This window comes from Microbacterium sp. Be9, assembly GCF_011754135.1.
In the GTDB taxonomy this organism is placed as follows: domain Bacteria; phylum Actinomycetota; class Actinomycetes; order Actinomycetales; family Microbacteriaceae; genus Microbacterium; species Microbacterium maritypicum_A.
This window is the reverse complement of sequence record NZ_WNWT01000004.1, coordinates 74,906-99,278: the sequence shown is the minus strand read 5'-3', so window position 1 is coordinate 99,278 and position 24,373 is coordinate 74,906. Positions and strand designations below refer to the sequence as shown.

The following is a 24,373-nucleotide window of genomic DNA, read 5'->3' as shown; positions in this document are numbered from 1 at the left end:
CTCCATGCGCGGCTCTCGCCGACTATCCGAACTTGGGGAGGAGCTCGTCCATCGGGACAGAGGACGGCATCACGCGATACGTTTTCATCACCTGCGTCATCGCCTTCTGGAAGGCGGATGCGGTGGCCGCGGACGATACAACCTTAGTCGGCTCGTCGAGGGTGACCACGACGACGTACTGCGGATCGTCGACCGGCGCGAAGCCCACCATGCTGGTGTAGTAGACCCCGGCCTTGTAGCCGCCGTTGCCGTCCGACACCTGCGCCGTACCCGTCTTGCTGGTCACGCGGTAGCCGGGGACCTGGATGCGCTCGGCGTTGCCGCCCTGTACTGCGACGTTCTCCAGCATGCGTGTCAGCTCCGCTGCGGTCTGCTCCTTGACGATCTGCTCGCGCTTCGGGTCGGCTGGCGCGGTCACGGTGCCGTCCGCGGCGGTGCACGACTCGACGAGCGAGAGGTCGATCTTCTCGCCGCCGTTCGCGATCGCCTGGTAGGCGCCGGCGAGCTGGGCGGCCGTCACGGTGAAGTACTGCCCGAACGTCGTCGTGTAGAGCGACTGGTTGTCCCAGTCGCTGACCGGGTGCAGGATCCCTCCGACCTCCGAGGGGAAGTCGAGCGTCTTGTCCCCCACCCCGAAGCGCTGGAGGTAGTCGTAGCGCACATCGGGGCTCACCATGGTGCCGAACTTCGACAGGGCGACGTTCGACGAGTCGATGAGGCCCCCGGCGAGCGTGTAGTTGTACGCCGGGTGGGTGAACGCGTCGTTCACGACGGCGCCGTTCGGGAACTTCTCCCGAGAGGCCGCGCTCACCGTGCTGAGCGGGGTCAGGCCCGCTCCTTCGATGGCGGCAGCCGCGGTGACGGCCTTGAACGTCGATCCGGGCTCGAAGTCGTGGTGGAAGATCTGACTGGCCCTGGTCGCCGGTGTCGACGCATCGAGATCGTTCGGGTCCAGCGCGGGCCACTCGGCCGCGGCGCGGATCTTGCCCGTCTTGACCTCGACGACCGTGACTGTCCCGCCCTTGGCGCCCTGCGCCTGTGCCTCTTCGGCGATCATCTGCTGCAGGTACCAGTTGAGGTCGCTGTTGATGGTCAGCTGCACGGATCCGCCGTTCACGGCATCGACGGTGCGCTCGCTGCCGGGGATCACGACGCCGTCCTTGCCCTTGCGGTAGGTCTCCTCGCCGTCGATGGGCGCCAGGCAGGAGTCGTCGAGCTTCTCCACACCGGCCTGCGCCTCACCAGAGTTGTCGAGGAAGCCGAGGATGTTTCCGGCGACCGCGCCGTTCGGGTATACGCGTGTCTCTCGCGCCTTCAGCGACAGGTACGAACCGACTCCGAGATCCCGCAGCGCCATGTACTGCTCCGTGTTCAAGCCCTTCTTGAGAGGCGCGTACTGGCTGTCGGGGTTCTCGGCGAGGGCGTTCGAGACCAGAGCCCGCACCTCGTCGCCGGTCTGGCCGGTGATGGCGGCGATCTTGTCGGAGGCCTCGGCCCACGGCAGCTTCGGCTTCTTCTCCTCGACGAGCATGATGACCTGCGGGCTGAGCTGCGCGTCGTAGACCATCACACTGGAAGCGAGCACCGTGCCGCCGGAGTCGACGATCGACCCGCGCTGGCCCGGGATCGCCGAACTCGCACCGAGGTGCTCGAGGGACTCGGAGACGTGCTCATCAGCGCTGACCACCTGGATGTCGACCAGGCGTACCACGAACGCGACCAGCACCGAGAGGATGACAGCGAGAGCGACGACGGTGCGTCGCCGCGGACCGCGGGTGGCTCGTGTCGTCATGGGATCTCTCCGTCGCTCGTGGGTGTCAGTGCGTCGTGGGGCTGGGGAGGCCGTCGGTGATCGACGGCGGAAGGTCCTGGGTGGGCTGGTCCGTCGCCGTCCCCTCGTCGGTCTCCGCCGGAGGAGGCGGCGGTTCCACGATGAGGGAGTTGCTCACGGCCCCGACACCGGCGGGATTGACGGTCGATGTCCAGTCGGCCCCCGCACCGGTGCCGAAGACGGCACCGTCGCTGAGACGCAGATACGACGGCGATCCGGCGACGACCATCCCGAGTCCGGCTGCGCTGCTGGCGAGCACCTGGGGCGAGCTGACGCCGGTGAGTTCTTCCTGGAGGGCGTGCGTCTTCAGGTTGAGCTCGCGCTGCTGTGACGAGAGACTCGCGAGAGTGAACGAGTCCTGGGTGATGGCGAGCGACAGCCCGATCTGCGCGGCTCCGATCGCGAGTGCTCCGCCGAGCGCGATGAGGGCGTAGGCGAGCTTCGGCTTGCGGCGGACTACAGGGCGGGTGACGGGCTGCAGCTTCCGTTGGGGCGTCCTCTCCGGGGCGACCGGCTGCACCGGCTTCCGGACGACGGCATTCAGGCTCATGCGCTCTCCCGCAGCTTCTCGGCGGCGCGCAGGCGCACCGGGATCGCCCGCGGGTTGCGCGCGCGTTCTTCGTCGTCGGCCAGCTCGGCGCCTTTGGTCAGGATGCGGAAACGTGGAGCGTGTTCGGGGAGCTCGACCGGGAGCCCGGCAGGAGCGGTCGAGGCGGAGGCCGCAGCGAACGCCTGCTTCACGAGACGATCTTCCAGCGACTGGTACGACATCACGACGATGCGCCCGCCGACTGCGAGCGCGTCCATCGCCGACGGGATCGCGTCGGCGAGCACGTTGAGCTCGGTGTTCACCTCGATGCGCAGCGCCTGGAACACGCGCTTGGCCGGGTGGCCCGCGCGCTGGGCAGCCGCGGGTGTGGCGGCGATCAGGATCTCGACGAGTTCACCCGACCGCGTGATCGGCTGCTTCTGCCGCGCGTCGATGATGAACCGTGCATACCGACCGGCGAGTTTCTCCTCGCCGTAGCGCTCGAAGATGCGGCGGAGATTGCCTTCGCTGTAGGTCGCGATGACCTCTGCGGCCGTGACGCCCTTGGTCTGATCCATCCGCATGTCCAGCGGGGCATCCTTCGAATAGGCGAAGCCGCGGTCGGCTTCGTCCAACTGCAGAGACGAGACGCCGAGATCGAAGAGGATGCCGGCTGCGCCCTGGGCGTGCAGTCCGATCTCGTCGTACACCGTGTGCACGAGCGTGACGCGGTCCGTGAAGCGGGCGAGCCGCTCCCCCGCGATGCGCAGCGCATCGGTGTCGCGGTCGAGTCCGACCAGACGGATGTTCGGGAAGCGTTCGAGCAGCGCCTCGGAGTGACCGCCCATGCCGAGGGTGGCATCGACGAGCACCGCTCCGTCCGCCTGGAGGGCGGGAGCGAGCAGCTCGACGCAGCGGTCGAGCAGTACGGGGGTGTGGATGTCTCGGAGGTTCATGATCTTTCTCGGGGTGACCTTCGGCTCTGATCCCCCTCCGCTTCTCGACCCGGCACCGGGGAAGTGTGTCGGGGCGGGAGCGGCGGGGCATCACAGCCGTGGTCAGAAGAGTCCCGGAATCACCTCCTGCTCGAGGTCGGAGTAGGTCTCCTCGCCGGCGGCGAGGTAGGCGTTCCAGCTCTCGGCATCCCAGATCTCGGCGTGGGCGCCGACTCCGGTGACGATGAGTTCCTTCTGCAGACCTGCGTACTGACGCAGGTGCGCCGGGATGGTGATGCGGTTCTGGCTGTCTGGCATCTCCGCGCTGGCTCCGGAGAGGAACAGTCGCATGAAGTCACGCGCCTGTTTGTTCGCGAGCGGCGCCTGACGGATCCGCTCGTGCATCGCCTCGAACTCGGCCGTGCTGAACACGTAGAGGCACCGTTCCTGGCCTCGGGTGACGACGATGCCGCCGCCGAGGTCTTCGCGGAACTTCGCAGGAAGGATGACCCGTCCTTTGTCGTCCAGCTTCGGTGAGTGCGTACCCAGCAACATCGGCCACCACCCCCTCTGCGTCCGGCCAACTCGAGGTGCGCCCCACTTTACTCCACTTTCCTCCACATACCTACGACCAATCCATCGGAAATCAGGGTCTATGCCGACAGGTACGCCGAACAACCCCGGAATTCCGGGGTGGAGGAAGGTGGAGGGTGAGTGGAGGGCGAGTGGGGGACGGACGCGGCGAGCCGGCCGGCGGCGAACGCGGTCAAACGACAGAAGCCCGGATGCTCAGCATCCGGGCTTCTGTCGTGAAGTGTGTGGGGAGGTCAGTGACCGTCCTGGCGGCGATCCCATCGATCGTTCATCCGATCCATGAAGGAGGCCGATTCCTGCCGCTTCGGGGCGGAACGCTCACGGGGCGTGGTCGCGGTGGTGCGTCGCACTGGCGTGACGGCGACCATGACACCGGCGAGCATCGCGGCGAATCCGACGACACCGACGACGATGCCCCAGACGCCACCGAGAATGACTCCGGCGACCAGACCGCCGACACCGGCGAGCAGGAGGAGTGCTCCGTAGACGAGATTTCGGTAGCTCAATGCTCGATCGCCGGACGGCGCGGTCACGACGTCGGCATCGTTGTGGAGGAGATGGCGTTCCATCTCGTCGAGCAGACGCTGCTCCTGTTCGGAGAGTGGCATTTCGTCCCCCTCGGGTATCGTGCCTCCCATTCTACGCGCGCCGAGGCGTCCGGGGCTAGCAGTTCGACGTCCCCTTGCTTTACGTATGCTGGGAGTCGTGCCGTCATCCTCCCCCGTCCCCGACGCCGTCGCCACGCACCTCGCACGCTTCCTCGCGCGGATGCGTGAAGAAGCCTCGGACTACGGCCCTGACGCGGCAGCATTCCTGGACGCCGCCGCCGGCACGCTCGACGGCGGCAAGCGCCTTCGAGCCCGCTTCTGCCATGCGGGGTGGCGTGCCGTCGCGAAATTCGGTGACCGCGACGCGGCGGAGACCGATGCGCTGTGGGACATGTGCACCGCGCTGGAGATCTTCCAGTCGGCCGCGCTCGTCCACGACGATCTGATCGACAACTCCGATACCCGCCGTGGTCGCCCCGCCGCGCATCGTGCGCTCGAGACGTCTCATCGCGCGGCCGGGTGGTCCGGAGATGCAGAGCAGTTCGGCAGGGCATCCGCGATCCTCCTCGGCGACCTGCTCGTCGCATGGAGCGATGACCTTCTGGAATACGCACTCGAGGGCCAGCCGCATGCGCGAGCCGTGCGCGCCGAGTACGCGCGGATGCGAAGGGATGTGACCACCGGCCAGTTCCTGGACATCGCAGAGGAATCGGCCTGGAGCGTGAACGACGGAAGTCTCCACGCCGAGAGGGCGCTGCGCGTGGCATCCCTCAAGTCCGCCAGATACAGCATCGAGCAGCCGCTCGTCCTGGGTGGCGCTTTCGGCGGAGCCCACGAGGACCAGGTCGCCGCACTGCGGCGCTTCGGCCATCCGATCGGCCTCGCATTCCAGCTCCGCGACGACGTGCTCGGCGTGTTCGGCGACGCATCCGTCACCGGCAAGCCGGCGGGCGACGACCTTCGGGAGGGCAAGCGCACGGTGTTGATCGCCCTCACCCGACAGGCTCTCGACGCCTCCGCACGGAATCTCCTGGACGAGATGCTCGGCGACCCCGCTCTGACATCGCCGCAGGTGTCGTCCCTGCAAGCCACGATCACTGCTTCGGGCGCGCTGGACCAGGTCGAGGCGATGATCGCCGACTATGCCCTCGAGGCCGACCGTGCGCTCTCAGGCGCCCGGCTCGACAACGCCGCCGTCGGCGAGTTGCGTGATCTCGCACGCGCGGCCACCGTGCGCGCGTCCTGACGGGCTTCGTCAGGCGAGAGTGCGCGCGAGACGCCGGACCGAGCTCTTGTGCCCGGCCAGCAGGGCGGCGATCGGCGAGCGCCCCAGGCTTTCCTCTTCGGCGAGCAGCCAGTCGATCAGCTCGTCGTCGGTGAAACCGGCGTCCTGCAGGACGATCACTGTTCCGCGCAGAGAACTCAGCGGGTGGCCGTCGACGATGAACACCGAGGGCACGGCGAACGTCCCGTTGCGACGCGACCCCACGAGGTAGTGCTCATCGATCAGACGACGCACTCGGCCGAGGGGCTCGTCGAGCACCTCGACGAGGTCGGGCATCGTCAACCACTCGACATCGGCAGCGGCAGGGGTTCCAGCAACGTTCTCAGACACGTTGCCCACTATCTCACCTCCGTCTGGCCGCCGCATATCGACCATCAGTCACATCCGTCACTTGCGTCACTTCTGTTGACTTCTGTTTACATCCGTGTCAGCGTGAAAAACTCGAAAAGGGGGCAAGCCTTGACAGTCAAGACCGCCACGCGTCGAACGCGATACCTGCCTATCGGAGTGCCTGCGGCGGTGCTCGGAGCCCTGGCGACCACGCTCACGGCGGCACCGGCCCACGCGGCTTCTCCGTCGGATGCTGCCGCCGTCGAGCGTCCACGTCTTCTCCCCGCGCGCGGGGTGCCCACCGAGGCCGCTCCACCCAGCTACGTCGTCCGCCCCGGCGACACCGTCTCCGCCATCGCCACGCGCTTCGGTCTTCGAGCGGTCGATGTCCTGACCTGGAACGGCCTCTCCTGGCGTTCCGTGATCTACCCTGGTCAGACCCTGACGCTGCTGCCTGCGGCCCCGGCGGCGACACCCGCAGCCACGCCCGCCGCCGCGCCGGCGCCCCCGGCCTCGGCCACGCATCAGGTCGTCGCCGGCGACACCGTCTACGCCATCGCGCAGCGATACGGCACCACCGTCGACGCCGTCCTGTCGGCGAACGGCCTCACGCGCGCTTCGATCATCCTTCCGGGCCAGAGTCTCGTCGTCGCCGGCACTGCAGCACCGGCAGCCGCGCCGACACCGGCTGCTGTCCCCGCAGTCGCTCCCGCATCCGCCGCGACGCACACCGTCGTGGCCGGAGACACGCTGTTCGGCATCGCACAGAAGTACGGCACCACGACGCAGACGCTGTACGCCGCGAACGGCCTCGGCCCCTCGTCGATCATCTACCCCGGCCAGACGCTCTCTCTGCAGGCGACGCCGGTAGCGGCTCCCGCCCCCACCACCGCTTCCGCCTCGGCCGGCGGCCAGCAGACGGCGACGCTCACCGCGGAACAGGCTGCGAACGCTGCGCTGATCATCCGCGTCGGTCGCGAGCTCGGCGTCTCGGACCGGGCCATCGCCATCGCCCTCGCGACGGGGATGGTCGAGTCCGGGCTGCGCAACCTCGACTGGGGCGACCGTGACTCGCTCGGCATCTTCCAGCAGCGCCCCAGCACCGGGTGGGGAACGCCCGCGCAGATCATGGACGCAGAGCGGAGCACACGCGTGTTCTACGGAGGGCAGGCCGACCCCAACGGGCAGGTGACACGCGGGCTCCTGGACATCCCGGGCTGGGAGGGCATGCCCTTCACCGAAGCGGCCCAGGCGGTGCAGATCTCCGCCTATCCGGACAAGTACGGCCAGTGGGAGACGCAAGCCTATGCCTGGCTCGCTCTGCACGGCTGACGACATCCGGGAAAACCCGAAGGCCCGAGGGGTGAGCCGCTCCCCTGTCTTTCAGGCAGTTCTCCATAGAATTCTGACGTGACGACCAATCAGCAGGCCGACCCCCTCATCGGGCGGCTTGTCGACGGCCGCTACCGGGTGCGTGCCCGCATCGCCCGCGGCGGGATGGCGACCGTGTACGTCGCGACCGACCTCCGCCTGGAGCGGCGCATCGCCCTCAAGGTGATGCACGCGCACCTCAGCGACGACTCAGCCTTCCAGAGCCGCTTCATCCAGGAGGCCAGAGCCGCTGCCCGGCTGGCGGACCCCCACGTCGTGAACGTGTTCGACCAGGGCCAGGACGGCGAGCTGGCCTACCTCGTGATGGAGTACCTGCCCGGCATCACGCTGCGCGAGCTCCTCCGCGAGCAGAAGCGCCTCACGATCCCGCAGACCATCACCATCATGGATGCGATCCTGGCCGGCCTCTCGGCCGCGCATCGTGCCGGGATCGTGCACCGCGACGTGAAGCCCGAGAACGTCCTCCTCGCCGAAGACGGTCGCATCAAGATCGGCGACTTCGGGCTCGCGCGAGCGACCACCGCGAACACCGCGACCGGACAGCAGCTGCTCGGGACGATCGCCTACCTCGCCCCCGAACTCGTCACGCGCGGAACCGCCGACGCCCGCAGCGACATCTACGCCCTCGGCATCATGCTGTACGAGATGCTCGTGGGTGAGCAGCCCTACAAGGGCGAGCAGCCCATGCAGATCGCTTTCCAGCACGCCACGGAATCGGTGCCCCGACCGAGCGTGCGCAACCCCGCCGTGCCGGAGCAGCTCGACGAGCTCGTGCTCTGGGCAACGGAGAAGTCGCCGGACGACCGACCCGACGACGCGCAGCAGATGCTCGAGCGCTTGCGGGAGATCGAACGAGACCTCGGCATCGCCCCGGCTGCGGCCAGAGCCACCGCGCCGCAGCACAGCCAAGGCGACTCCGGTGACCTCACCAAGGTGATGCCGGGAACGATGGTCATCGCCGACCCCACGGCTCCGGCACCCGCCGCCCTCGACAACGCGACCCTCCTGCGACGACGAGCGTCCAAACGCCGCGCGCGCGGGGCGTTCCTCCTCACTCTCGTGCTGCTGCTGGCGGTGCTCGCCGGCGGGGTCGGCTGGTGGTTCGGTTCCGGACCCGGCTCTCTCATCGCCGTGCCCGCGGTCGCCGGAGGCACGTACGACGCCGCAGCGGCAACGCTCACGGATGCCGGATTCGTGCCGTCGCAGAAGGACGAATTCTCGATCGACATCCCCGCGGGGACCGTCATCGAGACCGATCCGGCGGAGGGCGCGCGACTCGACAAGGGCGCCTCGGTCACGGTGATCGTCTCCGCGGGGCCGGCGACGCACACGCTCGACCCGTTGAACGGCCGCGCCGAGCAGGATGCGCGCGACTACCTCGCCAGCCTCAAGGTCAACGTCACGGACAAATCTCTCCTGCTCTTCTCCGATGCCGACGCCGGCATCGTCATCAACGCGTACGTCACACCGCGGGCCGGCGGGGACTCCTACATCTGCGGGGACGGTTGCGAGGTCTTCGAGGACGACACGGTGGAGCTCTACGTCTCCGCCGGCGACTTCCCCGACGTCGCGGGTATGTCGGTCGGCGAGGCCACCTCCACGCTCACGGACAAGGGCCTCACCGTGACCGCGGACCCGCAGTACACCTTCAGCGACAGCGTCGCCAAGGATGTGGTCATCGGAGTGGCCGATCGTGCGGAAGAAGGCAATTGGCGGCCGGGCGACAGCGTGCAGCTCATCGTCTCCAAAGGCCCGGAGCTGTTCCCCGTGCCGGATGTCTCGGGCAAGACCTTGAACGAGGCGAAGAAGATCCTCTCCGACAAGGGGTTCAAGTCGACCTATGCCGCCTGGGGCGATCTGCCGGGCTTCGCGGAGATGGCCAAGGTCACGGGGCAGGATCCCGGCCCGGACACGTCGCTCCCCCGTGGAGGCACCGTGAACCTCTCGATTCAGCTCAGCGGTTGAGCGCTCCGTCGGGGAACGACCGCGAGACGTCATGAGCAAAGAGAAGGCCGCCTCCCCGTGTTCCGGGGGGCGGCCTTCTTCGACGGTGTCTCAGCGCTTCTGTCTCAGCGCTTCTCGAGCTCCTCGGCCACCAGGAAGGCGAGCTCCAGCGACTGCATGTGGTTCAGTCGCGGGTCGCACAGGCTCTCGTAGCGCGTGGCCAGCGCGGCCTCGTCGATCTGCTCCGACCCACCGAGGCACTCGGTGACGTCGTCACCGGTGAGCTCGACGTGGATGCCTCCGGGGAAGGTCCCGACCGCACGGTGCGCTTCGAAGAAGCCGCGCACCTCGTCGACGACGTCGTCGAAGCGACGGGTCTTGTAGCCGGTCGGCGTGGTGATGCCGTTGCCGTGCATCGGGTCGGTGACCCACAGCGGCTGCGCGCCGGAATCGCGGACGGCCTCGAGCAGCGGCGGCAGAGCGTCGCGGATCTTTCCGGCGCCCATGCGGGTGATGAAGGTGAGGCGTCCCGGCTCGCGTTCGGGATCGAGCTTGTCGATCAGCGCGAGCGCGGTGTCGGGCGACGTGGTCGGTCCGAGCTTCACGCCGATGGGGTTGCGGATCTTGGAGAAGTAGTCGACGTGCGCGCCATCGAGCTCACGCGTGCGCTCTCCGATCCACAGGAAGTGCGCAGAGGTGTTGTACGGCGTGTCCGTGCGCGAGTCGATGCGCGTCATCGGGCGCTCGTAGTCCATCAGCAGACCCTCGTGCCCCGTGAAGAACTCGACGCGCTTGAGCTCATCGAAGTCCGCTCCTGCAGCCTCCATGAACTTGATCGCGCGGTCGATCTCCGCGGCCATGCGCTCGTAGCGCTGGTTGGCAGGGTTCTGCGCGAAGCCCTTGTTCCACGAGTGCACCTCGCGGAGATCGGCGAAACCACCCTGGGTGAACGCGCGGATCAGGTTGAGGGTCGACGCCGCCGTGTGGTAGCCCTGGAGCAAGCGACCGGGGTCGGCGGTGCGGGACCCCTCGGTGAAGTCGTAGCCGTTCACGATGTCACCGCGGTAGGCGGGCAGAGTGACGTCACCGCGGGTCTCGGAGTCGCTCGAGCGCGGTTTCGCGAACTGACCCGCCATGCGGCCCATCTTGACGATGGGCATCGAGGCGCCGTACGTGAGCACGACAGCCATCTGCAGCACCGTCTTGATGCGGTTGCGGATCTGTTCGGCGGTCGCCCCGGCGAAGGTCTCGGCGCAGTCACCACCCTGGAGGAGGAACGCCTGGCCGGACGCCGCACGGGCGAGCCTGTCACGCAGGTTGTCGACCTCGCCAGCGAAGACCAGCGGCGGAAGGGTCGCGATCTGCTGGGAGACGTCGGCGACGCGGTCCGCGTCGGGCCACTGCGGCTGCTGCTTGATGGGAAGCGAGCGCCATGCATCAAGGGCTTCGATGTGGTGCGGGAGCATGCGTTCCAGCCTAGTGGTCGCGGGTACCACCCAGATCCGCGTGAGGCCTATGTGACGCGCGTGGGGAGCCGGTCCTTGACCGTCGACGCGTAGACGTCCTCGTACTTCTGCTCGCCGAGCCGCTGCAGGGCCACCATGATCTCGTCGGTGACCGAACGCAGGATGTAGCGATCGTTCTCCATGCCCGCGTAGCGCGAGAAGTCGAGGGGCTCCCCGATCACGATTCCGACGCGCACGATGCGGGGCAGCCTCCTGCCGATCGGCATCGCCGTATCGGTGTCGACCATGATCACCGGCACCACCGGGACCTTCGCCTCGAGCGCCATCCTGGCGATGCCGGTCCGACCCCGATACAGCTTTCCGTCGGGGCTTCTGGTGCCCTCGGGATAGATGCCGAGCAGGTCGCCTCCGCCGAGCACCTGGAGTCCGGTGTTCAGCGAGGCCTCGGAAGCCTTGCCACCCGATCGATCGATGGGGATCTGTCCCGTCGCCTTCATGAAGAACTTCGTGGCCCAGCCTTTGAGGCCGCGGCCCGTGAAATAGTCGCTCTTCGCGAGGAAGGACATCGACCGGTCGATCACCAGAGGAAGGAAGATGGAGTCGGCGAAGGAGAGGTGATTGCTCGCGAGGATCGCCGCACCGTTCGCGGGCACGTTGTTGCGCCCGACGATCCAGGGGCGGAACACCGCCTTGACCACGGGGCCGATCACCACGTACTTCATCAGCCAGTAGAACATCGTGGTGAAGTCTAGCGCCGCGCCCGGCGTCCGTGGAGTCGACTCCTTGCTCCGACCATCCACGCGACCCAGTTCCACCTGAGGCGCGACTGGGTTCCATGCCCTAGACTCGGAAGCAAGTCCGTGCCCGACCGGTACCGAAGGAGCTGCCGTGGTCCAGTTTGAAGTCCCCGCGATCGTCCCCGCCGATCCCGACGCGAACGTCGCCGACCTGCTGGTGAAGCGCGTCGAAGCCACTCCGGATCGTGCGCTGTTCTCGGTTCCGGAGGGAGAGGGGTGGCGAGACATCTCGGCCGCCGACTTCCAGACGGCCGTGACCGCCCTCGCGAAGGGCTTCGTCGCCGCCGGCATCCAGCCCGGCGAGAAGGTCGGATTCCTGGCGCGCACGACGTACGAATGGACGCTCGTCGACTTCGCGCTGTTCTACGCCGGCGCCGTGATGGTGCCGATCTACGAGACCAGCTCGCCCTCTCAGATCCAGTGGATCCTCGAGGACTCCGGTGCCATCGCGCTCATCGTGGAGTCGCCTGAGCACTTCGCCCGCGTCGACGAGGTCCGTGGCGACCTCCCGCTGATCCGCGAGGTGTGGCAGCTGCACCTGGGCGCCATCGACACCCTGACCGCCCAGGGCGCCTCCGTGGCCGATGCCGAGATCGAACGCCGGCGCTCCCTTGCGGTCGGATCCGACATCGCCACGCTCATCTACACCTCCGGCTCCACGGGGCGCCCGAAGGGGTGCGTGCTCACGCACAGCAATTTCGTCGAGCTCTCCCGGAACTCCGCCAAGGCTCTGGACGAGGTCGTCCAGACACCGGGAGCCTCCACCCTCCTCTTCATCACGACTGCCCATGTGTTCGCACGGTTCATCTCGATCCTCGACGTCCATGCGGGAGTGCGCACGGGTCACCAGCCCGATACGCGCCAGCTTCTTCCGGCGCTCGGCTCGTTCAAACCGACGTTCCTCCTCGCTGTCCCCCGCGTGTTCGAGAAGGTGTACAACTCGGCGGAGCAGAAGGCCGAAGCTGGCGGCAAGGGCAAGATCTTCCGTGCCGCCGCCGACGTCGCCATCGAGCACTCCAAGCTGCTCGAAGCGGGCAAGCCGATCCCGTTCGGGATGAAGCTCAAGTTCGCCCTGTTCAACAAGCTCGTCTACAGCAAGCTCCGCGAGGCCATGGGCGGCAATGTCGTCTACGCCGTCTCGGGCTCCGCGCCCCTCGGCTCGCGGCTCGGCCATTTCTTCCACAGCCTCGGTGTGGTGATCCTCGAGGGCTACGGCCTGACGGAGACGACCGCGCCCGCCACGGTGAATCTGGCGGACAAGTCGAAGATCGGGACGGTCGGCCCCGCCCTCCCCGGCGTCGGCGTCCGCCTCGCCGACGACGGCGAGATCGAGGTGCGCGGCATCAACGTGTTCAAGGAGTACTGGAACAACCCCGAGGCGACGGCCGAGGCCTTCAGCGAGGGCGGCTGGTTCCACACCGGCGACATCGGCAGCTTCGACTCCGAGGGCTTCCTGACGATCACCGGGCGCAAGAAGGAGATCATCGTCACGGCCGGCGGCAAGAACGTCGCTCCGGCCGCGCTCGAGGACCCGATCCGCGCGAATCCGATCATCGGTCAGGTCGTGGTCGTCGGTGACCAGCGTCCGTTCATCTCGGCGCTCGTCACGCTCGATCCCGAGATGCTTCCGACCTGGCTCGCCAACAACGGCCTCGAGGCCACCATGTCGCTCGTGGACGCGTCCAAGAACGCGGCCGTCCGGGCCGAAGTGCAGCGCGCGGTCGATGCCGCCAATGCACGCGTCTCGCGAGCCGAGTCGATCCGGAAGTTCACGATCCTCGACTCCGAGTGGACGGAGGCCTCGGGGCACCTGACCCCGAAGCTCTCGATCAAGCGGAACATCATCATGAACGACTTCGCCGACGAGATCGCCGCGATCTACGACGAGCCCGTCGCGACCACGAATGTCCCGATCGGCGGCTGACCCGATCCCCCCGATGAAGAAGGGCCCCGCACGCGCGGGGCCCTTCTTCATCAGTCCGGCGTCAGAACCAGGAGCTCTCCCGCACTTCGCGCATGGCGACCTTGCGGACCTCCGGATCGAGCCGGGTCAGGAAGAGCTTGCCGTCGAGGTGATCGGTCTCGTGCTGCAGCGCCTGAGCGAGCAGGCCGTCCCCCTCGAGCACTACGGGGTCGCCGTCGAGATCGATCCCCTCGACGCGCGCCCAGGGATGGCGCTGCGCGTCGTGCCAGAGTCCCGGGACTGAGAGACAGCCCTCCCCCGTCGGCACCGGTTCACCGCGCACCTCGGTGAGCACCGGGTTGAGCACATAGCCGATGTCGCCGTCGATGTTGTAGCTGAAGGCGCGCAGAGCGACGCCGATCTGCGGCGCCGCGACTCCCGCGCGCCCCGGCAGCTCGACGGTGTCGACGAGGTCGGCCACGAGTGCCCGGACCCCGTCGTCGATCACCTCGATCGGGGCGCAGACCGTACGCAGGACGGGGTCGCCGAAGATGCGGATCTCACGGACGGCCATCAGGCGGCCCTGGCCCGCAGGCCCTCGACCAGCAATGCCGCGAGTTCTCGGGCGGCGATGCGGGTCTCGGGCAGAAGGTTGGCGAACACGATCGTGCCACCCCCGGCGATCTGCGGGTCGTAGGGGACCCGCACGACACTCCGTGCACGTGTGGCGAAGTGCGCCTGCAACTCGTTCAGCCGCACGAGGGGCGTCCCGGGCGTGGACTGGTTGAGGACCACGATCGCCTCGCGCGCCTGCTCGGCATACCCGTTGGTCTCGAGCCACGTGAGGGTCTCGGATGCGAGGCGCGCCTCGTCGACGCTCAGCCCCGAGACGATGACGACCTGGTCGGCGAGATCGAGAGTTGCCGACATCACCGAGTGGACGATCCCTGTTCCCGTATCGGTGAGGACGAGCGAGTAGTAGTGCGCCGCCACGCCGGCCACGTCACGGTAGTCGCTGTCGCTGAAGGCCTCGGCGATGCGCGGGTCGGCATCGGAGGCGAGGACGTCGAGGCGTGTCGCGTCGCGCGCCACGATGGCGGAGATGTCGTGGTATCCCTTGACGTCATCGTGGATGCGGACGAGGTCGCGCACGGACTTGCGGTGATGCGGACGCACGATGCGCTCGGCGAGTGTTCCGCGATCCGGGTTGGCGTCGACGGCGATCACGCGATCTTCCCGAGCGTCGGCCAACGCCATGCCCAGCAGCGCCGTGATCGTGGTCTTGCCCACCCCGCCCTTGCGGGAGAGTACGGGCACGAAGCGCGCTCCCCCCGCGAGCGGTGCGGCGATCCGCGCGGAGAGGGCCTTGCGCTCCCGCGCACGACGGCCGTCGCCGATGTTGATGCGCCGACCGGAGACGGCATAGAGGAAGTGACTCCACGCCCCCTCGGGCTCCGGCTTCGCGATCCGGTGCGGGTCGAGCAACCGGTCGGCGGTGAGCAGATCAGCGGACTCGCGCGAGGACTCGCCCAGATCATCCAGGCGCTTCGAGGTGAGCGTCACGTCCGTGCGTGCCGCCGGGCGAGCCGGTTTCGCCACGACGGGCCTCTCTTCTGGGGTGGACACGGTGGTGGTCTCCTTCTCGGCGGACGCCCGCACGGCGGATGCCGGTGCAGGAGGAGTCGTCTCGATCTCGGATCGAGCCTGGGAGAGGAACCGGGCGGCCGCGGCTTCCTCTGCAGCCCGCCCCTCGGCGGAATCCAGATCGTCGGCGACCGGCTCAGAGTCCGGCTCATCGATGACGACCGCATCGACGACGACCGCATCGACGACGACATCGTCGACGGGGATCACCGGATCGAGTGCGGTCACCTCGATCACGATCCGTTCCGTGCCGGGTGCCTCATCGATGACGGGTGCCTCATCGATGACGGGCGCCTCGTCGATGACGGGCGTCTCGTCGATCACGCCCGTGACGACGGGAGGTTCCACGGTCGACCCGACTGTGGGCTCGACGTTCGAGGAGGCCGCCGGCTCCTCCGCCGGTTCGACGACGGGGGCCGATCCGGAGACCGGCGCGGATGCGGCGGCGTTCGCCGATGGGGTCACAGGACGGGTCTGCGATCTCGGCAGCGTCTTCGTCTTCCCCTTCGTCCCGGACTTCGGGACCTGCTCCACGGCAGGCACCTGATCGATCACGAGGTCGCCGATGACCTCGCCGTCGACGACGCCGTCGTCGGCGAGGTCATCCTCCTCGTTTCGGGGAAGGGTCACGCTGACCTGAGCGGTCCCGCCGAGGATGCCGATGCCGGCCGTGTCGAGAGACGCGGCTTCGTCGAGCACCCCCAGCGAGTTCTCCTCGGGGTCGGTGGTGTTCTTCGGTGTCACGATGTCGCTCCAAGCCTGCGCGAGCCTCGGGTGCGCACGCATGCGCGGCCCTCGCCCGCACAAGATTAGTGCGCCGGACGGATCACGACCAAAAGATCTCCGGCGTCCACCTGCTGCGTCTCGGCGATCGCGTGGCGCTCGACCACGCCGTCGACGGGGGCGGTGATGGCCGCCTCCATCTTCATCGCCTCGATGGAGGCGACGGGTTCGCCGGCCCGGACGACGGCTCCGACCTCTGCCTTCAGAGTGACGACGCCGGAGAACGGAGCCGCCACCTGACCGGGAACGGAGGTATCGGCCTTCTCGACCTCGATCGCATCGACCTTGATGGAGCGATCCCGGACGAACACCGGGCGGAGCTGTCCGTTCAGCGTCGTCATCACGGTGCGCATGCCCTTGTCGTCCGCGTCGCCGATGGCTTCGAGCCCGACGTACAGCCGCACCCCGCGATCGATCTCGATCTGGTGCTCCTGGCCGGCGACGAGGCCGTACAGGTAATCGCTCGTGTCGAGCACCGACAGGTCGCCGAACAGCTCGCGACGCTCCGCGAACTCCGCACTGGGCGCAGGGAACAGCAGCGTGTTGAGTCGGGTCCGCCGTTCGGCGCTGGTCCCGCCGAGAGCCGCCTCGTCGTCTGCAGTGATCGCGGTGAGACCCGTACGCACGGAGCGCCCGGCGAGGACCTTGGTGCGGAACGGCTCCGGCCATCCTCCGGGAAGATCGCCGAGCTCGCCGGCCATGAAGCCCACGACCGAATCGGGGACGTCGTACTTCTCGGGATGGGCTTCGAAGTCGGCAGGGTCCGCCTTCACCGCCGCGAGGTGGAGGGCGAGATCGCCGACGACCTTCGACGACGGCGTCACCTTGGGCACACGGCCGAGGATACGGTCGGCCGCGGCGTACATGTCCTCGATGAGCTCGAAGTCGTCGGCGAGGCCGAGCGCCTTGGCCTGCTGCCGGAGGTTCGACAGCTGTCCGCCCGGGATCTCGTGGTGGTACACACGGCCTGTGGGACCGGGAAGCCCGGACTCGAAGGGCGCATACTGGCGACGCACCGCCTCCCAGTACGGCTCGAGGTCGGAGACGGCGTCGAGCGAGATGCCGCTGTCGCGTTCGGTATGGGCGAGGGCCGCGACCAGCGACGACAAGGACGGCTGACTCGTGGTTCCGGACAGCGGCGCCGACGCGGCATCCACCGCATCCACGCCGGCGGCGCTGGCGGCGAGGAGCGTCGCGAGCTGACCGCCCGGGGTGTCATGCGTGTGCAGATGGACCGGCAGATCGAAGCGCTCGCGGAGCGCCGTGACGAGTGCGGCAGCGGCGGCGGGACGCAGCAGACCCGCCATGTCCTTGATCGCGATGATGTGCGCGCCGGCCTCGACGATCTGGTCCGCAAGGCCCAGGTAGTAGTCGAGGGTGTAGAGGTCCTCCGCGGGGTCGAGCAGGTCGCCGGTGTAGCAGAGCGCGACCTCGGCGATCGCGGTCCCGGTGTTGCGGACGGCCTCGATCGCCGGACGCATCTGCTCCACGTCGTTGAGTGCGTCGAAGATGCGGAAGATGTCGACGCCGCTGGCGGCGGCCTCCGCGACGAATGCCTCGGTCACCGCCGTCGGGTACGGCGTGTAGCCGACGGTGTTCCTCCCACGAAGGAGCATCTGGATCGCCACGTTGGGCAGAGCGGCACGGAGCTTGTCGAGGCGCTCCCACGGGTCTTCGCCCAGGAAGCGCAGCGCGACGTCGTAGGTCGCACCGCCCCATGCCTCGACCGAGAGGAGTCCAGGAGTGAGCCGCGCGAGATACGGTGCGGCAGCGACGAGATCCTTCGTGCGCACACGCGTCGCCAGAAGCGACTGGTGCGCGTCGCGGAACGTCGTATCGGTGATCGCCAGCGCCGTCTGCGCACGAAGGCTGCGGGCGAAGCCCTCCGGCCCCAGCTCGAGGAGCTTCTGACGCGAACCCGGGACCGGCTCCGAGGTCAGATCGATCGACGGAAGCTTGGTGACGGCGTCGACCACACCGGGGTGCACGCCGTGGGGCTTGTTCACCGTGACGTCGACCAGCCAGTTGAGGAGCTTCGTGCCGCGGTCCTTAGAGACGCGACCGCGAAGCAGCTCGGGCCGCTCGTCGATGAACGACGTGCTGACGTCGCCGGCGATGAACGCGTCGTCCTCCAGGAGCGCCTGGAGGAAGGGGATGTTGGTCGAGACACCGCGGATGCGGAACTCGGCGAGGGCACGACGGGCGCGGGCGACGGCTGCCGGGAAATCACGCCCGCGACACGTGAGCTTCGCCAGCATGGAGTCGAAGTGGGGGCTGATCTGTGCGCCCTGATGGACCGTGCCGCCGTCGAGACGGATCCCGGCGCCCCCGGGAGAGCGGTAGGTCGTGATCTTGCCGGTATCGGGGCGGAAGCCCTGCGTCGGGTCCTCCGTCGTGATCCGGCACTGCAGTGCGGCACCGCGCAGATGCAGGTTCTCCTGCTGCAGTCCCAGTTCGGCGAGGGTCTGGCCCGAGGCGATGCGCATCTGGCTCTGCACCAGGTCGACGTCGGTCACCTCTTCGGTGACCGTGTGCTCGACCTGGATGCGCGGATTCATCTCGATGAAGACGACCTCGCCGGTGCGCTCCCCCGCGGTCTCGAGCAGGAACTCGACCGTCCCGGCGTTCTCGTACCCGATGGAGCGGGCGAAGGCGACGGCGTACCCGTGCAGAGCGGTGCGCACGCTGTCGTCGAGGTTCGGCGCCGGTGCGATCTCGACGACCTTCTGATGGCGCCGCTGCACCGAGCAGTCACGTTCGAACAGGTGCACGGTCTCGCCGGTCTTGTCGGCGAGGATCTGCACCTCGATGTGGCGCGGGCGCACGACCGCCTGCTCGAGGAACATCCTGGCGTCGCCGAAGGCGCTCTCGGCCTCTCGCATCGCTTCGGCCAGAGCGGGAGCGAGGTCCCCGGCCGTCTCGACACGACGCATCCCGCGGCCTCCGCCACCGGCCACGGCCTTGGCGAACAACGGGAATCCGATCTCCTCCGCCTGGGCGACCAGCGCCTCGACGTCATCGGATGCCTCGGTGGAGCGGAGGACCGGGACACCGGCTTCGATCGCATGGCGTTTCGCCTCGACCTTGTTTCCGGCCATCTCGAGCACGTTCGATGGCGGGCCGATGAACACGATGCCGTTCGCCGCCGCCTTCTCGGCGAGCTCCGGGTTCTCGGAGAGGAAGCCGTATCCGGGGTAGATCGCGTCCGCCCCCGACTCGAGTGCGACGCGGATGATCTCGTCGACATTCAGGTACGCGCGCACCGGATGCCCGCGCTCACCGATCTCGTAGGCTTCATCGGCCTTGAGCCGATGGACGGAGCCGCGGTCCTCATGCGGGAACACCGCGACGGTGCGCGCTCCCACTTCGACAGCCGCACGGAAGGCACGGATCGCGATCTCGCCGCGGTTCGCCACAAGGATCTTCTGGAACATGCACACCTCTGGGAGCTCGATGCGCAGCGTTTTCGATGCGCATGGGGCGGGGCTGAGTGTTCCCCCAGCCTAGGGGAAGGTAACGTGGTCTCCGTGCACGTACTCAGCGTCAGCTCTCTCAAGGGAGGCGTCGGCAAGACGACCGTGACACTCGGGCTGGCCTCAGCGGCTTTCGCCCGAGGCGTCCGGACTCTCGTCGTCGACCTCGACCCGCAGTCCGACGTCTCCACCGGGATGGACATCCAGGTGGCCGGACGACTCAACATCGCCGACGTCCTGGCGAACCCGAAGGAGAAGGTCGTCCGTCAGGCGATCACCTCCAGCGGCTGGGCGAAGGTGCACCCGGGCACGATCGACGTGCTCATCGGCAGCCCCTCCGCGATCAACTTCGACGGCCCGCACCCGAGTGTGCGCGACGTGTGGAAGCTCGAAGAGGCCCTCGCCTCCGTCGAAGCCGACTACGACCTCGTGCTCGTCGACTGCGCGCCGTCCCTGAACGCGCTGACCCGCACGGCGTGGGCTGCGAGCGACCGTGTCATGGTCGTCACCGAACCCGGCCTCTTCTCCGTCGCCGCAGCCGACCGCGCCCTCCGCGCGATCGAGGAGATCCGGCGCGGACTCTCGCCCCGGCTCCAGCCGCTCGGCATCGTGGTGAACCGCGTGCGCCCCCAGTCGATCGAGCACCAGTTCCGCATCAAGGAGCTGCGCGACATGTTCGGGCCGCTCGTGCTCTCCCCTCAGCTGCCCGAGCGCACGTCTCTGCAGCAGGCTCAGGGTGCCGCCAAGCCGCTGCACATCTGGCCCGGAGACTCCGCCCAGGAGCTCGCCGCCGACTTCGACCAGTTGCTCGACCGCATCATCCGCACCGGTCGCATCCCCGTCCCCGAGAGCGGTCAGCAGAGCTGACCCTCCCGACGCGCACAGCGAAACGGCCGCCCTCTTCGAGGACGGCCGTTTTCTGTATGACGTGAGACGTCAGGCGGAACGCTTGGTGCGACGCGCGGACAGCTCGTCGACAGGGTCCGGAGCGGTGGCATCGAAGGCGACGAGGGTGGACTCCACCTCGCGGAGCACCTTGCCGACGGCGATTCCGAAGACACCCTGACCGCGGCTGACGAGGTCGATGACCTCGTCGTTCGATGTGCAGAGGTAGACCGAGGCGCCGTCGCTCATGAGCGTGGTGCCTGCGAGATCGCGGATGCCGGCGCGACGGAGTTCTTCGACGGCGGTGCGGATCTGCTGCAGCGAGATGCCGGTGTCGAGAAGGCTCTTCACGAGCTTGAGGACGAGGATGTCGCGGAAGCCGTAGAGACGCTGCGAACCCGAGCCGCTCGCGCCTCGGACGGTGGGCTCCACCAGCTCGGTGCGGGCCCAGTAGTCCAGCTGACGATAGGTGATGCCGGCGGCACGAGCAGCGACCGCACCACGGTAGCCGACCTCGTCATCCATGGCCGGAAGGCCGTCGGTGAAGAGGAGTTCGGGTACGAACCGCGGGTCGCCTGTGAGCTCATCCGCATTCATCTGAAATCCTCCCTGGAACGGTTATCTTCCACGGTAGAGCAGTGCCTGGGCACCGGCAATCACATCCGTGCCGCGGCGAAGGTGTGTCGCAATCAGTTCGTTACGAAAGCACGCGCGAGAGCGCATCCTTGACGAAGAGCGAGCGCACTTCGTCGATGCGCGTGGCGAGCTCGGGAGCGAGCTCGCTGGCTTTCGCTCGGGAGGCCGCATCGGTCCGGCGGAGCAGCGCGGACATGGCGGATTCGATGAGGGCGACCTCGCGCTCGGCGCCCTGACGCAGCGAACGAAGGTGCCGCGGCTCGATGCCGTGGCGGTCCAGGCCGACGAGACCGCGAAGCAGCGTCACCGTCGCCTCGGGGTAGCTCTCCTGAGCGGTGATGACGCCGGTGCTGATGGCGTCGTTGAGGAGCTGCGGGCCTGCTCCGGCCGCGGCGAGGAGCTCGTCGCGGCGGTACCGGCGGGGCGCCGGGGTGATCGACGGCGGGGGCACGAGAGCAGTCGCGTCTCCCCCGGCGTCGACGTCGTCGAGCTGTTCGCGGATGACGCTCAGAGGAAGGTAGTGATCACGCTGCAGCGTGAGTCCGAGCCGGAGGCGCTCGATGTCGGACGCCGAGAACTTGCGATAGCCGGAGTCGGTGCGAGAGGGGGTGACGATGCCCTGCACCTCGAGGAAGCGCAGCTTGCTGGAGGTCAGGTCGGGGAACTCCGGGGTGAGCCTTGCGAGCACCTGACCGATACTCAACAGACCCGCGGACGCAGAGCGTTCGCGGGCAGGAGAGGCCGCCATCAGGCGTTCGCCGCCGGGCGGTCGTGCGGAGAGGCGAAGAAGTTCAGACGGAACTTGCCGACGCGGAGTTCGGAACCGTCCACCAGGGTGCTGCGATCGACACGCTCGCCATTGACGTAGGTCCCGTTGAGCGAACGCTGGTCGATGATCTCGAACGTGGACCCCGTGCGCGTGATCTCCGCATGCCGGCGCGAGACCGTCACGTCGTCGAAGAAGATGTCGGCCTCGGGGTGACGGCCGACGGTCGTCACGTCGGTGTCGAGGAGGTACCGGGCTCCGGCGAGAGCGCCGGAGCGGACCAGCAGAAGCGCCGATCCCGCAGGCAGCGCGGCGATCGCCGACTGCTCGACGTCGGTGAGTTCCACTCCGAACGGCACGAACGACAGATCGGAATCGTGCCCGAACGTCTGCGTAACGTCGTGTCTCTGCTCACCGGAACGGTGGATCGCGGCTTCTCCGGCCGGTCGGCTGTCGCTGTCAGTCACTGTGCCCTCCTGGTTGTCCAGACTAACGGATGCCGAGCCGGTCGCGGGAGGCCGCTTCCACACTCAGCCGCCCCATACCGAGGATTCATAGGCTGTACTCGTGAAGACCAAAGCTCTGAGCCGCTCGGCCGCCCCGATCGCCCTCGCCGCGACCCTGCTCGCCGCCTTTCTCGTGCTCCTCTCCCCTCTCTCCGCCTCTGCGCACGACGCACTCGTGTCGTCGTCGCCGGCGGCAGACGAGTCGGTCGAGGTCGTTCCCGCCGCGTTGACGCTCACCTTCAACGCGAAGCTGATCGGCGGCGAAGGCGCCACCGAGGTCGTCGTGACCGATCCGTCCGGCGCCTCCATCACCGATGGTCCGGCGACCGTCGACGGCGCGATCGTCACGCAGCCCTTGACGGGCTCGGGGCCGGCCGGCGCCTACCACGTGATCTGGAAGGTCGTCTCCAGCGACGGGCACCCCACGTCGGGCGAGTACTCCTTCACCGTCACCGTCGGCGACGAAAGCGCCGCGACGACCGAACCCAGCGCCGCGCCGACCACGACGCCGCCGACGGCCGAGCAGACGGCAACTCCCGCCCCCACGGCCACGACCGTGACGGAATCCGGCGATTCTGCCGACGGGTCCGCCTGGATCTGGGTGGTCGTGATCGTCGCCGTGCTCGTCGTCGCCGGCGTGGTCGTCTGGATCGTCATGAGCCGCCGCGGCGGAGGCCCCCGGACCGATTCCGACCCCTCGTCCGAGCGATAGGCTTAAGGCATGCCACACTACGACGTCGTCATCCTTGGTGCAGGTCCTGGCGGATACGTCGCTGCGGTTCGCAGCGCGCAGCTCGGTCTCTCCACCGCGATCATCGAGGAGAAGTACTGGGGCGGTGTCTGCCTCAACGTCGGCTGCATCCCCTCCAAGGCGCTCCTGAAGAACGCGGAACTCGCCCACACCCTGAATCACAAGGCTGATTTCTTCGGAATCTCCGGTGAGTTCACGATCGACTTCGGCAAGGCCTTCGATCGCAGCCGCGAGGTGGCCGAAGGCCGCGTCAAGGGCATCCACTTCCTCATGAAGAAGAACAAGGTGACCGAGTACAACGGTCGCGGCACCTTCACCGGCCCCAAGGCGATCTCGGTCGCCAAGGCCGACGGCACGACCGAAGAGGTCACCTTCGACAACGTCATCATCGCCACCGGCTCCAAGGTCCGCCTGCTCCCGGGCGTCACGCTCAGCGAGAACGTGGTGACCTACGAAGAGCAGATCATGACCCGTGAGCTGCCCGAGTCGATCGTCATCGTCGGCGCCGGCGCCATCGGCATGGAGTTCGCGTACGTCCTGACGAACTACGGCGTCAAGGTCACGATCATCGAGTTCCTCGACCGTGCGCTCCCCAACGAGGACGCCGACGTGTCGAAGGAGATCACGAAGCAGTACAAGAACTACGGCGTCGACATCCTCACCTCGACCAAGGTCGAGTCGGTCGTCGACAACGGCTCCTCGGTCACCGTCACATACACCGGCAAGGACGGCCAGCAGAGCTCGATCGAGGCCGGCAAGGTCCTCATGTCGGTCGGCTTCGCCCCGAACGTCGAGGGCTTCGGGCTCGAGAACACCGGCGTGAAGCTGACCGAGCGCGGCGCGATCGACATCGATGACCACATGCGCACCAACGTCGACGGCATCTACGCGATCGGCGATGTGACGGCCAAGCTGCAGCTCGCCCACGTGGCGGAGGCGCAGGGCGTCGTCGCCGCCGAGACCATCGGCGGAGCCGAGACCCAGACGCTCGGCGACTACCGCATGATGCCGCGCGCGACGTTCTGCTCCCCGCAGGTCGCGTCGTTCGGTCTCACGGAGCAGCAGGCCAAGGACGAGGGGCGCGAAATCAAGGTCGCGACCTTCCCGTTCATGGCGAACGGCAAGGCACACGGCCTGGGCGAGCCGGTCGGCTTCGTCAAGCTGATCGCCGATGCCGAGCACCTCGAGCTCATCGGCGCCCACATGATCGGCCCCGATGTCTCCGAGCTCCTCCCCGAGCTGACGCTGGCCCAGAAGTGGGACCTGACGGCTCTCGAGCTGGCCCGCAACGTGCACACCCACCCGACGCTGTCGGAGGCGCTGCAGGAGGGCTTCCACGGCCTCGCCGGTCACATGATCAACTTCTGATCGAGAC

21 protein-coding genes are annotated in these 24,373 nt (G+C 67.9%); 7 read left to right on the top strand and 14 right to left on the bottom strand.

From position 1 onward, the window contains the following. Positions 1-22: 22 nt before the first annotated feature. From GLO27_RS04660 to GLO27_RS04640, 5 genes are all read right to left on the bottom strand, one after another. On the bottom strand, positions 23-1,792 hold the full coding sequence (locus tag GLO27_RS04660; RefSeq protein ID WP_167253875.1) for a penicillin-binding protein 2: 1,770 nt from the start codon (positions 1,790-1,792) through the stop codon (positions 23-25). A 25-nt stretch (positions 1,793-1,817) separates the two neighbouring features. After that, positions 1,818-2,381, bottom strand: coding sequence for a hypothetical protein (locus GLO27_RS04655; protein ID WP_167253873.1), 564 nt, complete (start codon positions 2,379-2,381; stop codon positions 1,818-1,820). Further along, positions 2,378-3,316 carry a 16S rRNA (cytosine(1402)-N(4))-methyltransferase RsmH gene (gene rsmH / locus GLO27_RS04650; RefSeq protein WP_029258356.1) on the bottom strand — a complete coding sequence of 313 codons (939 nt, stop codon included), beginning with the start codon at positions 3,314-3,316 and terminating at the stop codon, positions 2,378-2,380. The genes GLO27_RS04655 and rsmH overlap by 4 nt, the downstream gene beginning before the upstream one ends. A gap of 102 nt (positions 3,317-3,418) precedes the next feature. Next, positions 3,419-3,850: a division/cell wall cluster transcriptional repressor MraZ gene (gene mraZ, locus GLO27_RS04645; RefSeq protein WP_017830220.1), complete on the bottom strand. Its 432-nt coding sequence runs from the start codon at positions 3,848-3,850 to the stop codon at positions 3,419-3,421. Positions 3,851-4,122: 272 nt separating this feature from the next. Then, positions 4,123-4,497 (bottom strand): DUF3040 domain-containing protein, encoded by a 375-nt coding sequence (locus tag GLO27_RS04640; RefSeq protein ID WP_029258357.1) that lies wholly within the window; start codon positions 4,495-4,497, stop codon positions 4,123-4,125. A gap of 97 nt (positions 4,498-4,594) precedes the next feature. Here GLO27_RS04640 and GLO27_RS04635 point away from each other — a divergent pair, with 97 nt between their 5' ends. Further along, complete coding sequence (locus GLO27_RS04635) at positions 4,595-5,683, top strand: polyprenyl synthetase family protein (RefSeq protein WP_292776255.1); 1,089 nt, start codon at positions 4,595-4,597, stop codon at positions 5,681-5,683. A gap of 9 nt (positions 5,684-5,692) precedes the next feature. Here GLO27_RS04635 and GLO27_RS04630 read toward each other — a convergent pair whose 3' ends face one another. Beyond that, the gene (locus tag GLO27_RS04630) at positions 5,693-6,061 is read right to left on the bottom strand and encodes an Rv2175c family DNA-binding protein (RefSeq protein ID WP_021199327.1); all 369 of its coding nucleotides are present in this window, start codon (positions 6,059-6,061) and stop codon (positions 5,693-5,695) included. 120 nt (positions 6,062-6,181) lie between these two features. On the opposite strand from GLO27_RS04630, the gene GLO27_RS04625 reads away from it, so the two are divergent. Continuing rightward, positions 6,182-7,384, top strand: coding sequence for a LysM peptidoglycan-binding domain-containing protein (locus tag GLO27_RS04625; RefSeq protein WP_200861061.1), 1,203 nt, complete (start codon positions 6,182-6,184; stop codon positions 7,382-7,384). Between the two features lie 78 nt (positions 7,385-7,462). Then, complete coding sequence (pknB, locus tag GLO27_RS04620) at positions 7,463-9,409, top strand: Stk1 family PASTA domain-containing Ser/Thr kinase (protein ID WP_167253869.1); 1,947 nt, start codon at positions 7,463-7,465, stop codon at positions 9,407-9,409. Between the two features lie 104 nt (positions 9,410-9,513). Here pknB and GLO27_RS04615 read toward each other — a convergent pair whose 3' ends face one another. Both GLO27_RS04615 and GLO27_RS04610 read right to left on the bottom strand, forming a co-directional pair. Beyond that, entirely contained in the window at positions 9,514-10,854 is a 1,341-nt protein-coding gene (locus GLO27_RS04615; RefSeq protein WP_017830214.1) for a 3-deoxy-7-phosphoheptulonate synthase class II, read from the bottom strand. Between the two features lie 47 nt (positions 10,855-10,901). Then, on the bottom strand, positions 10,902-11,591 hold the full coding sequence (locus tag GLO27_RS04610; RefSeq protein ID WP_021199324.1) for a lysophospholipid acyltransferase family protein: 690 nt from the start codon (positions 11,589-11,591) through the stop codon (positions 10,902-10,904). 151 nt (positions 11,592-11,742) lie between these two features. Between GLO27_RS04610 and GLO27_RS04605 the strand changes: the two genes are divergently transcribed. Further along, on the top strand, positions 11,743-13,575 hold the full coding sequence (locus tag GLO27_RS04605) for an AMP-dependent synthetase/ligase (protein WP_021199323.1): 1,833 nt from the start codon (positions 11,743-11,745) through the stop codon (positions 13,573-13,575). A 61-nt stretch (positions 13,576-13,636) separates the two neighbouring features. On the opposite strand, the gene def is transcribed toward GLO27_RS04605, so the two are convergent. The 3 genes from def to GLO27_RS04590 all read right to left on the bottom strand — a co-directional run bounded on the left by def (position 13,637) and on the right by GLO27_RS04590 (position 19,415). Beyond that, on the bottom strand, positions 13,637-14,128 hold the full coding sequence (gene def, locus GLO27_RS04600) for a peptide deformylase (protein WP_167253867.1): 492 nt from the start codon (positions 14,126-14,128) through the stop codon (positions 13,637-13,639). Continuing rightward, complete coding sequence (locus GLO27_RS04595) at positions 14,128-15,942, bottom strand: AAA family ATPase (RefSeq protein ID WP_167253865.1); 1,815 nt, start codon at positions 15,940-15,942, stop codon at positions 14,128-14,130. Before GLO27_RS04595 ends, def begins: the two co-directional genes overlap by 1 nt. Before the next feature lie 65 nt (positions 15,943-16,007). Continuing rightward, the gene (locus GLO27_RS04590) at positions 16,008-19,415 is read right to left on the bottom strand and encodes a pyruvate carboxylase (protein ID WP_029258365.1); all 3,408 of its coding nucleotides are present in this window, start codon (positions 19,413-19,415) and stop codon (positions 16,008-16,010) included. A 93-nt stretch (positions 19,416-19,508) separates the two neighbouring features. Between GLO27_RS04590 and GLO27_RS04585 the strand changes: the two genes are divergently transcribed. Further along, entirely contained in the window at positions 19,509-20,321 is an 813-nt protein-coding gene (locus GLO27_RS04585) for a ParA family protein (RefSeq protein ID WP_029258366.1), read from the top strand. Between the two features lie 69 nt (positions 20,322-20,390). On the opposite strand, the gene GLO27_RS04580 is transcribed toward GLO27_RS04585, so the two are convergent. The 3 genes from GLO27_RS04580 to GLO27_RS04570 form a co-directional block, all read right to left on the bottom strand. Further along, positions 20,391-20,936, bottom strand: coding sequence for a MerR family transcriptional regulator (locus GLO27_RS04580; protein ID WP_021199318.1), 546 nt, complete (start codon positions 20,934-20,936; stop codon positions 20,391-20,393). Positions 20,937-21,036: 100 nt separating this feature from the next. Beyond that, on the bottom strand, positions 21,037-21,723 hold the full coding sequence (locus tag GLO27_RS04575) for a MerR family transcriptional regulator (RefSeq protein ID WP_021199317.1): 687 nt from the start codon (positions 21,721-21,723) through the stop codon (positions 21,037-21,039). Next, the gene (locus GLO27_RS04570; RefSeq protein WP_029258367.1) at positions 21,723-22,208 is read right to left on the bottom strand and encodes an FHA domain-containing protein; all 486 of its coding nucleotides are present in this window, start codon (positions 22,206-22,208) and stop codon (positions 21,723-21,725) included. The genes GLO27_RS04575 and GLO27_RS04570 overlap by 1 nt, the downstream gene beginning before the upstream one ends. Before the next feature lie 100 nt (positions 22,209-22,308). On the opposite strand from GLO27_RS04570, the gene GLO27_RS04565 reads away from it, so the two are divergent. Then, positions 22,309-22,959: a copper resistance CopC family protein gene (locus GLO27_RS04565; protein WP_167253863.1), complete on the top strand. Its 651-nt coding sequence runs from the start codon at positions 22,309-22,311 to the stop codon at positions 22,957-22,959. A gap of 9 nt (positions 22,960-22,968) precedes the next feature. After that, positions 22,969-24,366, top strand: coding sequence for a dihydrolipoyl dehydrogenase (gene lpdA, locus GLO27_RS04560; RefSeq protein WP_029258369.1), 1,398 nt, complete (start codon positions 22,969-22,971; stop codon positions 24,364-24,366). Positions 24,367-24,373 lie beyond the last annotated feature (7 nt).